The 13,059-nt window shown below is 50.8% G+C and carries 14 protein-coding genes, 1 rRNA gene and 1 pseudogene; 10 read left to right on the top strand and 6 right to left on the bottom strand.

Annotated features, from left to right (window positions below):
• Nucleotides 1–50: 50 nt before the first annotated feature.
• Nucleotides 51–166 (top strand): 5S ribosomal RNA (gene rrf, locus OGY17_RS02390).
• Nucleotides 167–503: 337 nt separating this feature from the next.
• On the opposite strand, the gene mobB is transcribed toward rrf, so the two are convergent.
• Both mobB and mobA read right to left on the bottom strand, forming a co-directional pair.
• The gene (gene mobB, locus OGY17_RS02395) at nt 504–1,007 is read right to left on the bottom strand and encodes a molybdopterin-guanine dinucleotide biosynthesis protein MobB (protein ID WP_003825338.1); all 504 of its coding nucleotides are present in this window, start codon (nt 1,005–1,007) and stop codon (nt 504–506) included.
• Complete coding sequence (mobA, locus tag OGY17_RS02400) at nt 1,004–1,588, bottom strand: molybdenum cofactor guanylyltransferase MobA (protein ID WP_008786977.1); 585 nt, start codon at nt 1,586–1,588, stop codon at nt 1,004–1,006. The genes mobB and mobA overlap by 4 nt, the downstream gene beginning before the upstream one ends.
• Nucleotides 1,589–1,657: 69 nt before the next feature.
• Here mobA and OGY17_RS02405 point away from each other — a divergent pair, with 69 nt between their 5' ends.
• The 3 genes from OGY17_RS02405 (at nt 1,658) to dsbA (ending at nt 3,630) form a co-directional block, all read left to right on the top strand.
• Complete coding sequence (locus OGY17_RS02405; protein ID WP_003028616.1) at nt 1,658–1,927, top strand: YihD family protein; 270 nt, start codon at nt 1,658–1,660, stop codon at nt 1,925–1,927.
• Between the two features lie 76 nt (nt 1,928–2,003).
• Complete coding sequence (locus OGY17_RS02410; protein ID WP_286606334.1) at nt 2,004–2,990, top strand: serine/threonine protein kinase; 987 nt, start codon at nt 2,004–2,006, stop codon at nt 2,988–2,990.
• A 16-nt stretch (nt 2,991–3,006) separates the two neighbouring features.
• Nucleotides 3,007–3,630, top strand: a complete 624-nt coding sequence (dsbA, locus tag OGY17_RS02415) for a thiol:disulfide interchange protein DsbA (protein WP_003028621.1) — start codon at nt 3,007–3,009, stop codon at nt 3,628–3,630.
• 13 nt (nt 3,631–3,643) lie between these two features.
• Here dsbA and yihG read toward each other — a convergent pair whose 3' ends face one another.
• Entirely contained in the window at nt 3,644–4,507 is an 864-nt protein-coding gene (gene yihG, locus OGY17_RS02420; RefSeq protein WP_248281685.1) for a 1-acylglycerol-3-phosphate O-acyltransferase, YihG family, read from the bottom strand.
• Here yihG and OGY17_RS02425 point away from each other — a divergent pair.
• The 3 genes from OGY17_RS02425 to spfP all read left to right on the top strand — a co-directional run bounded on the left by OGY17_RS02425 (nt 4,392) and on the right by spfP (nt 7,942).
• Nucleotides 4,392–4,727 (top strand): hypothetical protein, encoded by a 336-nt coding sequence (locus OGY17_RS02425; RefSeq protein ID WP_230320052.1) that lies wholly within the window; start codon nt 4,392–4,394, stop codon nt 4,725–4,727. The two genes, yihG and OGY17_RS02425, sit on opposite strands and share 116 nt — an antisense overlap.
• A 215-nt stretch (nt 4,728–4,942) precedes the next feature.
• The gene (gene polA / locus OGY17_RS02430) at nt 4,943–7,729 is read left to right on the top strand and encodes a DNA polymerase I (protein WP_286606336.1); all 2,787 of its coding nucleotides are present in this window, start codon (nt 4,943–4,945) and stop codon (nt 7,727–7,729) included.
• Nucleotides 7,730–7,894: 165 nt separating this feature from the next.
• Entirely contained in the window at nt 7,895–7,942 is a 48-nt protein-coding gene (gene spfP, locus OGY17_RS23310) for a small protein SpfP (RefSeq protein WP_071892919.1), read from the top strand.
• A gap of 119 nt (nt 7,943–8,061) precedes the next feature.
• Here spfP and yihA read toward each other — a convergent pair whose 3' ends face one another.
• The gene (gene yihA, locus OGY17_RS02435; protein ID WP_008786982.1) at nt 8,062–8,694 is read right to left on the bottom strand and encodes a ribosome biogenesis GTP-binding protein YihA/YsxC; all 633 of its coding nucleotides are present in this window, start codon (nt 8,692–8,694) and stop codon (nt 8,062–8,064) included.
• A 209-nt stretch (nt 8,695–8,903) separates the two neighbouring features.
• On the opposite strand from yihA, the pseudogene OGY17_RS02440 reads away from it, so the two are divergent.
• The 3 genes and pseudogenes from OGY17_RS02440 to hemN all read left to right on the top strand — a co-directional run bounded on the left by OGY17_RS02440 (nt 8,904) and on the right by hemN (nt 11,330).
• Nucleotides 8,904–9,089, top strand: a pseudogene (locus tag OGY17_RS02440) (hypothetical protein).
• 169 nt (nt 9,090–9,258) lie between these two features.
• The gene (yihI, locus tag OGY17_RS02445) at nt 9,259–9,768 is read left to right on the top strand and encodes a Der GTPase-activating protein YihI (RefSeq protein ID WP_003028627.1); all 510 of its coding nucleotides are present in this window, start codon (nt 9,259–9,261) and stop codon (nt 9,766–9,768) included.
• A 188-nt stretch (nt 9,769–9,956) separates the two neighbouring features.
• Nucleotides 9,957–11,330, top strand: a complete 1,374-nt coding sequence (gene hemN, locus OGY17_RS02450) for an oxygen-independent coproporphyrinogen III oxidase (protein WP_032950661.1) — start codon at nt 9,957–9,959, stop codon at nt 11,328–11,330.
• Between the two features lie 86 nt (nt 11,331–11,416).
• Here hemN and OGY17_RS02455 read toward each other — a convergent pair whose 3' ends face one another.
• Nucleotides 11,417–11,527, bottom strand: coding sequence for a YshB family small membrane protein (locus OGY17_RS02455; protein ID WP_020996121.1), 111 nt, complete (start codon nt 11,525–11,527; stop codon nt 11,417–11,419).
• 112 nt (nt 11,528–11,639) lie between these two features.
• Nucleotides 11,640–13,049, bottom strand: a complete 1,410-nt coding sequence (gene glnG / locus OGY17_RS02460) for a nitrogen regulation protein NR(I) (protein WP_284881528.1) — start codon at nt 13,047–13,049, stop codon at nt 11,640–11,642.
• Between the last annotated feature and the right edge of the window lie 10 nt (nt 13,050–13,059).

The following is a 13,059-nucleotide window of genomic DNA, read 5'->3' on the forward strand; positions in this document are numbered from 1 at the left end:
TGATTACAGATTAGATTGACATGCAAAAGCGTGTTGATAAACAGAATTTGCCTGGCGGCTGTAGCGCGGTGGTCCCACCTGACCCCATGCCGAACTCAGAAGTGAAACGCCGTAGCGCCGATGGTAGTGTGGGGTCTCCCCATGCGAGAGTAGGGAACTGCCAGGCATCAAATAAAAACAAAAGGCCCAGTCGAAAGACTGGGCCTTTTGTTTTATCTGTTGTCTGTCGGTGAGCGCTCTCCTGAGGAGGACAAATCCGCCGGGAGCGGATTTGAACGTTGCGCAGCAACGGCCCGGAGGGTGGCGGGCAGGACGCCCGCCATAAACTGCCAGGCATTAATTAAAGTGAAGAAGCCCATCCTGACGGATGGGCTTTTTTGCGTCTGTGCGGGGCAAAAACCGCCGGATGCGGCGTGCCGCCTTATCCGGCCTGCAGGGGCCGGGCTGAACGTATTTTGTAGGCCTGATAAGCGCAGCGCATCAGGCACATCATAACAACACGGTTACCATCTTATCCATTGCGTAACAAAATCAGCAAGTTGCTGTATGTCGTTGATATCTAACAATGGAACATCTACCGCCAGCGGAACATCACTGGCAACCGCGATAACATATTCGTCTATCGCCAATTCTTCAGGACTATGCCCGCAACCGTCGCGAAAAAGCACGATCTTAGCGACAGGTTCATGCTTAAACCCTTCAACCAGCACTAGATCCAACGTCGCTGCATCCATCCGGCTTACCAGATATGCTAAATCCAGTTCGGGCTCTTCCGGTGTTTCTACCATTAATGCCCAACGTTGCTGGCTGGCGACCAGCGTTTGTGCTGCACCGGCTTTGCGCAGTTCATAGCTATCTTTACCGGGCTTGTCGACATCCATATTGTGATGAGTATGTTTAATCAATCCGGGACGTATACCTCTGGCACGTAGCTCCGGGATCAACTTTTTGAGCAGCGTGGTTTTTCCCGTGCCGCTCCATGCCGCAATGGCGAGTAATGGGATCATGATTTATCCTGCCATTTTGCAAGCTCTTCGGGGGTGTTCACGTTTACGAACGCATCTTTATGATCGCTGAAATCGACAGCATGGCCGCCAGCCAGACGCATAAATACCATGACACGTCGTTCACCGGACTGAAGATAATCCTGCAGCAAAGGCTGCATCGAGCGGTGCATCAACGCAATGGTTGGGTGATCTCTTTCCCCATCATGCACCCAGACAACCGGTGCAGCTTTGCGCTGTTCTTTTAAACGAGCGACCAGATCGTGAGGAATATAGGGCATATCGCACGGGCAAAACAGAAACCACTCCCCCGTTTGCTGCAGGAATACCGATAGCATCCCGGCCAGTGGGCCAGGGAAATCGGCCAAGGAATCGGGAATAACTTTCAGGCCGCTTTGCTGGTATATATCCCGGTGGCGATTGGCATTAACCACCACGGTTTCGACCTGCAAAGCTAGAATGTCGGCCACATGCCGCCAAAGAGGTTTACCGTCCAGTTCAAGCAGACCTTTATCGGTTCCACCCATCCGTCTGGCCTTACCGCCAGCCAGCACAACCCCTGTTATTGCACTATCCAGAATCACTGATATCGCCTCTTTTAATGTGGGATTGACCCTGCTAACGTATCTGTATTGAGCCTAAGGAGCACAACCATGAAATGTAAACGTCTGAATGAAGTTATTGAACTCCTCCAGCCAGCCTGGCAGAAGGAACCCGATCTTAACCTGATGCAATTTTTGCAGAAACTGGCGCAAGAGTCAGGTTTTGACGGCGAACTGGCGGATTTAACTGATGACATTCTGATCTATCACCTGAAAATGCGAGACTCAGCGAAGGATGCTGTCATCCCAGGTATTCAGAAAGATTATGAAGAAGATTTTAAAACCGCACTACTCCGCGCTCGTGGTGTAATTAAAGAGTAAAAGCTTGTAATCGCCGCCACCGAAAGCGCTGCGAAATGATATCCTGAATCATTCGTAGTATTTTCCGGATGATGGGATGAACGACAACGCTTTTAATTTCCAGACGCTACACCCGGATACCATCATGGATGCACTGTTTGAGCAGGGGATCCGGGTGGATTCCGGGCTTACCCCGCTTAACAGCTATGAAAACCGTGTCTATCAATTCCAGGACGAAGACCGTCGACGCTTTGTTGTTAAGTTTTATCGCCCTGAACGCTGGTCTGTCGATCAGATCCAGGAAGAGCACCAGTTTGCTCTGGAACTGGTAAGCGATGAAGTCCCGGTAGCTGCACCGTTGGTACTGAACGGCCAAACGCTGTTAAGCCATCAGGGTTTCAATTATGCGATCTTCCCCAGCGTCGGTGGACGACAGTTTGAAGCTGACAACATCGATCAGATGGAGGCGGTGGGGCGCTATCTCGGGCGTATGCACCAGACCGGATGCAAGCGTACTTTTACCTTCCGACCGACGATTGGCCTTGAAGAATACCTGACTGAGCCGCGTAAAGTTTTTGAACACGCACAGCTTATCCCATCAGGGCAAAAAGCGGCTTTCCTGAAGGCAACGGATGCGCTTATCGCGGTGGTTACCGAACGCTGGCATACGCGTTTTACTACGTTACGCCTGCACGGTGATTGTCATGCCGGTAATATTCTGTGGCGCGATGGCCCGATGTTTGTCGATTTAGATGATGCCCGCAATGGTCCGGCTATTCAGGATTTATGGATGCTCCTCAATGGTGATAAAGCTGAACAACGCATGCAGCTAGAAACCATTATCGAGGCTTATGAAGAGTTTAGTGAGTTCGACATCTCTGAAATCGGACTGATAGAACCTTTACGCGCTATGCGTTTAGTTTATTATCTTGCCTGGCTGATTCGACGTTGGGCTGACCCTGCGTTCCCAAAAAACTTCCCGTGGTTAACCGGGGAAGATCACTGGCATCGTCAGACCGCGACCTTTATTGAGCAGGCAAAAATTCTGCAAGAGCCCCCCTTACAATTAACGCCAATGTATTAATCGGAGAAACTTGAACATGAAAAAAATATGGCTGGCGCTGGCTGGTATGGTCTTAGCTTTTAGCGCATCTGCAGCACAATTCCAGGATGGTAAACAATACATCACCCTGGAGAAGCCTGTTGCGGGTGAACCGCAAGTGTTGGAGTTCTTCTCCTTCTACTGCCCGCACTGCTACCAGTTTGAAGAAGTGCTTCATGTATCTGATAACGTGAAGAAAAAACTGCCGGAAGGCACCAAGATGACCAAATACCACGTCGAGTTTCTCGGGCCGTTGGGCAAAGATCTGACGCAGGCATGGGCGGTTGCTATGGCGCTGGGTGTTGAAGATCAGGTTACTGTTCCGCTGTTTGAAGGCGTTCAGAAAACGCAGACCGTTCAGTCTGTTGCTGACATCCGTAAAGTGTTTGTCGATGCGGGTATTAAAGGCGAAGACTATGATGCGGCATGGAACAGCTTCGTAGTGAAATCTCTCGTGGCACAGCAGGAAAAAGCAGCGGCTGATTTACAGCTGCAGGGCGTTCCGGCGATGTTCGTGAATGGCAAATATCAGGTCAACCCGCAGGGCATGGATACCAGCAGCATGGATATCTTTGTACAACAGTATGCGGATACCGTGAAATACCTGGTCGGTCAGAAGTAAAAGTAAAAGCCGGTCACTGACCGGCTTTTTTATTTGCGGCTTTAATCGCGTCGAGCTGCGCGTCTTTCTCACTCCACAGCGTATTCAACCACAGCTGAAAGCGGCGCTTGAATGCCTTATCGTTCACGTAATCACCGTGTAACTCTTCATGGATTGGCTCCAGATTCACCCGCACGACAATCCTCGTTAGCTTACCGCTCAGCATGTCGTAGAAAGGCCGACTGCTGTTTTCCGGATAGCATAACGTGACGTTCAACATTTTATCGAACTGTGACCCCAGTACGTTTAATGCCATCGCAATACCTGCCGCCTTGGGTGGGAGCAGGTTTTGATAGGGTGAGCGGGTTTGCTCACGTTTATCTTTGGTAAAGCGCGAACCTTCGACAAAATTCACAATGGTTGTCGGGTGTACGCGAAACTTCTCGCAGGAACGACGGGTTGTTTCGACATCTTTACCACGGCGTTCCGGATGGCGAAGCAGATAGCCACGTGAATAGCGTTTCATAAACGGCATATCCAGCGCCCAGCAAGCCAGGCCAATAAAGGGCACCCAGGCCAGCTGTTGCTTGAGGAAATATTTATTCATCGGGATGTGCTTACGGAACAGAACGCAAAGCACAACGATATCGGCCCAGCTGTAATGATTACAAATGAGCAGATACCAGTTTTTCTTGCTAAGACCTTCCAGCCCTTCAACATCCCACTTCAGCCGTGGATTAAGGTGCAGCAGTAGCGCCAGACCTTCACACCAGCAGTACATCATGAAATTACAGAAGACAGAAACCTTGCGCCAGACGACAGGAATGGGCAAAAGGAGTTTCACAACCCCGGCAAGGATGATTGGCACAGAACAAAAAATCGTGACCAATATGGTCAATACGATACTCAGCAACAGCGTTATCGCAGCGAGTATTCTCGTCATAATTAAATTATTCAAAAGGTTAGCCATAGACAGTGCGCGAAAGAGGCGCAAGGGGCTGATTTTATCAGAAAACGAACCAAATGATGGATCTTCCCTGAATAGAAAAAAAGAGAATATCTATCCACATCAGGATATAAGCTGTAAAAATGGAATAAAATGCCGTGAGTTTATTTAACCAATTGAAAATGTTGTATAAATACAATGGAGCATTAATTGCCTTGCTATATTTAAAGAGCTGAAAATTATTTATTCACAAAGTTATCCACAGCTATCTTTGCGAGCAAAGCAGAAGATCTGCAAAAGTTTTTCGACAAATGCGGCGAAAAACTCATGTTTTCATCCTGTCTGTGGCATCCTTTACCCATAATCTGATAAACAGGCACGGACATTATGGTTCAGATCCCAGAAAACCCACTTATCCTTGTAGATGGCTCATCTTACCTGTATCGCGCATACCACGCGTTCCCACCGCTGACTAACAGCGCAGGAGAACCTACGGGCGCGATGTACGGTGTCCTCAACATGCTGCGTAGCTTGATTCTGCAATATCAACCAACCCATGCAGCGGTGGTATTCGACGCCAAGGGTAAAACCTTCCGTGATGAATTATTCGAACATTATAAGTCTCACCGCCCACCGATGCCGGACGATCTGCGTGCGCAGATTGAACCTCTGCATGCGATGGTAAAGGCGATGGGGTTGCCACTGTTGGCTGTTTCTGGCGTGGAGGCGGACGATGTTATCGGTACGCTGGCGCGGGAAGCAGAGAAGATCGGTCGCCCGGTGCTGATTAGCACCGGTGATAAAGATATGGCTCAGTTGGTGACGCCGAATATCACCCTAATCAACACCATGACCAATACGATCCTCGGCCCGGATGAAGTGGTGAATAAGTACGGCGTCCCGCCGGAACTGATCATCGATTTCCTGGCGCTGATGGGGGATTCCTCAGATAACATTCCTGGCGTTCCAGGCGTAGGCGAAAAAACCGCTCAGGCACTACTGCAGGGGCTGGGTGGGCTGGATACCCTCTATGCCGAATCAGACAAAATAGCGGGGCTGACCTTCCGTGGTGCGAAAACCATGGCAGGCAAACTTGAGCAGAACAAAGAGGTGGCGTACCTCTCTTATCAATTGGCTACCATCAAAACGGATGTTGAGCTGGAATTGACCTGTGAGCAGCTTGAAGTGCGTCAGCCCGCTGCAGAAGAACTGCTTGGCCTGTTTAAACAGTATGAATTTAAACGTTGGGTTACCGACGTTGAAGCGGGTAAATGGCTACAGGCGAAAGGGACGAAGCCGGCGGCAAAACCGCAAGAAACTATTGTCGTCAATGAAACGCCTGAGGAGCCGGCCACGGTTCATTCGTATGAAAACTATGTGACGATTCTGGACGAAGCGACGCTGGAAGCGTGGATCGCTAAGCTGAAAAAAGCACCAGTCTTTGCCTTCGATACTGAAACTGACAGCCTGGACAACATTTCCGCGAATCTGGTTGGCCTGTCTTTTGCCATTGAACCGGGTGTGGCGGCGTATGTTCCTGTTGCCCACGATTACCTGGATGCCCCTGACCAGATCGCGCGCGACCGCGCGCTGGAGCTGCTAAAGCCGCTGCTGGAAGATGAGAACGCGCACAAAGTCGGGCAAAATCTGAAGTACGATCGCGGCATCCTGGCGAACTATGGCATCGAGCTGCGCGGCATCACCTTTGACACCATGCTCGAATCCTACATTCTTAACAGCGTCGCTGGACGACACGATATGGACAGCCTGTCGGACCGCTGGCTGAAACATAAAACCATCACCTTTGAAGAGATCGCCGGAAAAGGCAAAAACCAGCTGACCTTTAACCAGATAGCACTGGAAGAGGCTGGCCGTTACGCTGCGGAAGACGCCGACGTTACGCTACAGCTGCATCTGAAAATGTGGCCAGAATTGCAGCAGCATAAAGGGCCGTTGAACGTCTTTGAAAATATCGATATGCCGCTGGTGCCGGTTTTGTCTCGCGTTGAGCGCAACGGTGTGAAAATCGATCCGGCTGTTCTGCACAAGCATTCAGAAGAGCTGACGCTGCGTTTGAATGAGCTGGAGCAAAAAGCGCACGAGATCGCCGGAGAAGCGTTTAACCTCTCTTCCACTAAGCAACTGCAAACTATCCTGTTTGAAAAGCAGGGTATTAAGCCGTTGAAGAAAACCCCTGGCGGCGCGCCATCAACGTCGGAAGAGGTACTGGAAGAGCTCGCGCTGGATTACCCATTGCCGAAAGTGATCCTGGAATATCGTGGTTTAGCAAAACTGAAGTCGACCTATACGGATAAGCTTCCGTTGATGATTAACAAGAAAACCGGGCGCGTGCACACCTCATACCATCAGGCGGTTACTGCCACCGGGCGCTTGTCTTCAACGGATCCAAACCTGCAAAACATCCCGGTACGTAATGATGAAGGTCGTCGTATTCGTCAGGCGTTCATTGCGCCAGAAGACTACCTGATTGTCTCTGCGGACTACTCACAGATTGAACTGCGTATCATGGCGCACCTTTCACGTGATAAAGGTCTGCTTACCGCGTTTGCCGAAGGGAAAGACATTCACCGCGCAACGGCGGCAGAAGTCTTTGGTTTACCGCTTGATTCTGTGACCAGCGAGCAACGCCGCAGCGCTAAAGCCATTAACTTCGGTTTGATCTACGGGATGAGCGCCTTTGGTTTGGCGCGCCAGTTGAATATTCCGCGCAAAGAAGCACAGAAGTACATGGATCTCTACTTTGAACGCTACCCTGGTGTGTTGGAATACATGGAACGCACCCGAGCGCAGGCGAAAGAGCAAGGCTATGTAGAAACGCTGGAAGGTCGCCGTCTCTATTTACCGGATATTAAATCCAGTAATGGTGCTCGTCGCGCTGGTGCTGAACGTGCGGCCATTAACGCCCCGATGCAGGGAACTGCTGCAGACATTATCAAACGAGCCATGATTGCCGTGGATGGATGGCTGCAAACCGAGCAACCGCGCGTGCGCATGATCATGCAGGTACACGATGAACTGGTGTTTGAAGTGCACAAAGATGATCTGGAAAGCGTCTCTAAAAAGATCCACCAACTGATGGAAAACGAGACCCAGATTGACGTGCCGTTGCTGGTGGAAGTCGGAAGTGGTGAAAACTGGGATCAGGCACACTAAGGGTTACTTAATAACGCTCCTATTTCGTAACTAAGCAACATAAGAGAGAGCTTTTTGTGATGTCCATTAGAATTCCCTATGTAAGGAATGAAAAAAAATTACAAAAAGTGCTTTCTGAGCTGCTCAAAAAAGAGTAAAGTTATTCTCGTAGGGTACAGAGGTAAGATGTTCTATCTTTCAGACCTTTTACTTCACGTAATCGGATTTGGCTGAATATTTTAGCCGCCCCAGTCAGTAATGACTGGGGCGTTTTTTATTGTGCGAAAGAAAAGTTTTGCACATGCTGTAGGCCGGATAAGACGCGCAGCGGCGTCATCCGGCATATCGGTGGGTTATTCCCCTTCCTGCACCTCTTCAACCGGTGCCAGTTCACTAAACCAGCTATCCAGTTTTTGCCGCAGTTTGTCCACACCCAGTTTTTTCAGCGATGAAAATGCTTCTACCTGCACATCACCGTTAAATGCCAGTACGGCTTCACGTACCATATTCAGCTGCGCTTTGCGTGCACCGCTGGCCAGCTTATCTGCTTTAGTCAGCAGTACCAGAACCTGAACGTTGCTCTCAACTGCCCACAGGATCATCTGTTGATCGAGATCTTTTAACGGGTGACGAATATCCATCAGTACCACCAGACCTTGCAGGCTCTGACGTTTTTCCAGATATTCAGCCAGCGCGCGTTGCCATTTACGCTTCATTTCTTCTGGAACTTCGGCATAACCGTATCCTGGCAAATCGACCAGGCGTTTGCCGTCAACGACTTCAAACAGGTTGATGAGCTGAGTACGACCCGGCGTTTTAGATGTACGCGCCAGACCTTTTTGATTCGTCAGGGTATTTAGCGCACTGGATTTGCCTGCGTTGGAACGGCCAGCAAAAGCCACTTCGATACCGGTATCGGAAGGTAAGTGGCGAATATCAGGCGCACTCATTACAAAGTGCGTCTGTTGATAATTCAAGTTAGTCAAAGCAGTCCTCTCCATCAATCAGGGCTTTGCAGCGATTATACCTGAACCCCAGCAAAAGGCTGGTTTTTCGACGAGTGAGCTGTGTAAGTAAAAACCTCGCGCTTTGTGAGACATTGCCGACAGTTTCTATACGAGATGACAGAGTAAAAAATGACAGAACTAAAATAAATCATATGGTTACATTTGGGCGCTATTCTTAAAATCAGAAATTGTTACCCAGGTTACTTGTACGTTTAAACCAAAACGGTAAAGTAGCGTCCATAGCGAGGAAGCTGAAAGGATAGACGACTCAGGATGAGGGTCAGGAGCGCCAGGAGGCGAAGACACAGGATTGTCAGGAAGACAAACGTCCGGAGACGTTAGTAAAAGGAAATGGAAACAACACGGAATGTTAGAGGCTAAGGGAAAAACAGGGTGTGTTGATAGCCAACAGGGATTGTAGAGCCCGTAAGGGTTGAGAGTCAGGAAAAAAGGCGACAGATTACTCTGTCGCCTTTTTTCTTTATTTCTGCTAGATTCCGGCGCAATTATATACTGAATAAAAACAGCCAAAGACGAATCATGATGAAACCAACTTCTACACCACGCGGTAAAGGTCCTGCAAAAGCGCGTCGTAAAACACGCGAAGAAATTAACCAGGAAGCTCGCGACCGTAAGCGCCAGAAAAAACACCGTGGTCATGCGGCAGGTAGCCGTGCGTCCGGTAGCGAAGGCGCATCTGGTGGCGGAAACCAAAATAAGCAAAAAGATCCTCGTATTGGCAGCAAAACCCCCATTCCATTGGGCGTGACCGAAAAAGTCACCAAACAGCACAAACCGAAGAGTGAGAAACCTATGCTTTCACCACAGGCTGAGTTGGATTTACTGGAAACGGATGAGCGCCTGGATGCGCTGCTGGAGCGTCTTGAAGCAGGAGAAACCCTGAGCGCGGAAGATCAGTCCTGGGTTGATGCCAAGCTGGACCGCATAGATGAGCTGATGCAAAAGCTGGGTCTTTCCTACGATGACGAGGAAGAAGAGGAAGAAGAAGAAAAGCAGGAAGACATGATGCGCCTGCTGAAAGGCGGCAACTAACGGTTTTACACCGTGGGTCTTCCCGTCCTGCTTATAACCCTTCCGGTTATATGTTATCTGGTGTGGTTATTCGTTAAACTACAGCGGTTGTCGCGGCGACAGAAGTGGCTGCGCAACCGACTTATCACCCGTACTGGGGTTAAGTCGGTACGCCGTACCCGCCAGAGACGCCATCGGAAGGAGTGAGCATGTCAGAGCAGTTAATAGACTGGGACCTGGCCCTGATCCAGAAATATAACTATTCCGGGCCACGATATACCTCGTACCCGACCGCGCTGGAGTTTTCTGAAGACTACGGCACTGAGGCATTTCTAAAGGCCGTGGCGCGTTATCCTGAGCGTCCTCTCTCGCTGTACGTTCACATCCCATTCTGCCACAAGCTGTGTTATTTCTGCGGCTGTAACAAGGTCGTGACTCGCCAGCAGCATAAAGCCGATCAATACCTCGATGTCTTAGAACAAGAAATTATTCATCGCGCACCGCTGTTCGCCGGACGCCATGTCAGTCAGCTGCACTGGGGCGGCGGCACGCCAACGTACCTGAATAAAGCGCAAATCAGTCGTTTGATGTCGCTGCTGCGTGGCAACTTTAACTTTAACGACGACGCTGAAATCTCGATCGAAGTGGATCCGCGAGAAATTGAGCTGGATGTGCTCGATCATTTACGCGCTGAAGGTTTTAACCGCCTGAGCATGGGGGTGCAGGACTTCAATAAAGAAGTTCAGCGCCTGGTGAACCGTGAGCAGGATGAGGAATTCATCTTTGCGCTGCTGAATCATGCGCGTGAGATTGGCTTTACCTCGACGAATATCGATCTGATTTATGGTTTGCCAAAACAGACGCCGGAAAGTTTCGCCTTCACCCTGAAACGCGTTGCTGAGCTGAATCCAGACCGACTGAGTGTCTTTAACTACGCGCACCTGCCGACGCTGTTTGCCGCTCAGCGCAAAATTAAAGATGCCGACCTGCCCAGCGCGCAGCAGAAGCTGGATATCCTGCAGGAAACCATCTCTTCACTGACCGAAACTGGCTATCAGTTCATTGGCATGGATCACTTTGCCCGCCCAGATGACGAACTGGCCATTGCTCAACGCAAGGGTGTGCTGCATCGTAATTTCCAGGGTTATACCACCCAGGGTGATACCGATCTGCTGGGAATGGGCGTGTCAGCCATCAGTATGATTGGTGACAACTACGCGCAGAACCAGAAAGAGCTGAAGCGCTATTATCAGCAGGTAGACGAGCAGGGGGACGCGCTGTGGCGCGGAATTGCCCTGACCCGTGACGACTGCATTCGTCGGGATGTTATTAAGCTCCTGATCTGCAACTTCCGCCTCGACTATGCCGCTGTGGAACAGCAATGGGATCTGAACTTCGCTGACTATTTTGCCGAAGACCTGAAACTGCTGGCACCGCTGGCGAAGGATGGGCTGGTGGATGTCGATGAGAAGGGGATTCAGGTCACGCCGAAGGGCCGTCTGCTGATCCGTAATATTTGCATGTGCTTCGATGCGTATCTGCGCCAGAAAGCGCGGATGCAGCAATTCTCGCGGGTGATTTAACGCTTTACCGGGTGGCGCTTCGCTTACTGTGCCTACGAAAATCTCAATACGTAGGTCGGGTAAGCGAAGCGCCATCCGGCACATTGTCAGCTGAACAGCCCAACCAGCGCTGCGCACAATACTGCGGCGACCGCAGTTTGTGGCGTATGGCTTTCGACCGCACCGCTCGACAGCAGATTAATGATTGATTCCAGCATGATGACTTCCCCCCGTTAGTCGGGCACGATCATACTTAACTCATCGGAACAGTAAAGCGCAAAATAGCAGCTATTTGCGCTCAATTATTAATCTTTACACAGTGACGATATATCACTCCATTCCGAGTTCTTTTAGCTTACGCGTCAAGGTATTACGACCCCAACCGAGCAAGCGTGCCGCTTCCTGTTTATGCCCCTGGGTATGACGTAGCGCGGTAGTCAACAGCGTGCGCTCCATCTCTGGTTGGGCCTCAGAAAGCAAGTTTTGATGACCGGAGCGTAATGCCCGATCCGCCCACTGTGCCAATAGCGTTGCCCAACTATCCGGCTGCATATGGGGCGGTGCATCTGGCACAGAGGTTTCAAACAGCTCGGTTGGTAAGTCCTGAATCAGTACTTCCTGCCCGGCGGCCATGACGGTTAACCAGCGGCAGGTGTTCTCAAGCTGACGCACGTTACCTGGCCAGGCCAGACGGGTGAGCGCAGCCTCGGTTTCCGGGTGTAATTGTTTGGCTTCCACCCCCAGTTCGCGGGCGGCCTCCTGCAGGAAATGACGCGCCAGGCGGGGGATATCTTCCCGACGTTCGCGCAGTGGCGGCAGATGTACCCGGATGACGTTCAAGCGATGGAATAAGTCCTCACGGAATTTGCCTTCCTGCACGCGTAGTTCAAGATTCTGGTGCGTGGCGGCGATAATGCGTACATCTACCTTTACGGGCGCGTAACCGCCAACGCGGTAAAACTGTCCGTCGGCTAATACGCGCAATAAACGCGTTTGCACGTCCAGCGGCATATCGCCAATTTCATCGAGGAACAACGTACCGCCATCGGCCTGTTCAAAGCGTCCCTGACGAATGGTATTCGCCCCGGTAAACGCGCCTTTCTCGTGGCCAAACAGCTCAGATTCGATCAAATCTTTCGGGATTGCCGCCATGTTCAGCGCGATAAACGGCGCTTTGACGCGCGGGCTATGACGGTGCAACGCATGGGCGACCAGCTCTTTACCGGTTCCTGACTCCCCATTAATCAATACGCTGATTGAAGACCGGGACAGGCGACCAATAATGCGAAAGACGTCCTGCATTGCTGGCGCTTCGCCGATGATATCGGTTGTGGGGCCGTTAATCTGAACATTGCGCGGCTGCTGCTGTTCCTGATAATGACTGATGGCGCGCTCGACCAGCGCCACCGCTTCATCAATATCAAAAGGTTTGGGCAGATAATCAAACGCTCCTTGCTGATAGGCGCTGACGGCGGCATCCAGATCGGAGTGCGCGGTCATTATGATGACCGGAAGCATCGGATGCCGCTGTTTAATCTGTTTTAACAGCGTCAGGCCGTCCATACCCGGCATGCGGATATCCGACAACAGCACGTCCGGCGTTTTGCTGGCCAGCGCATCCAGTACCTCTTTACCACTTTCAAATGTGGTACAGCTTAGCCCTGCCCCTGCGAGCGCACGTTCAAGCACCCAACGGATGGAACTATCGTCATCAACGACCCAGACTATTCCTCGTTGCATAAACGTCACC

The organism is Citrobacter sp. Cpo126, assembly GCF_030332445.1.
GTDB classification, from domain to species: domain Bacteria; phylum Pseudomonadota; class Gammaproteobacteria; order Enterobacterales; family Enterobacteriaceae; genus Citrobacter; species Citrobacter portucalensis.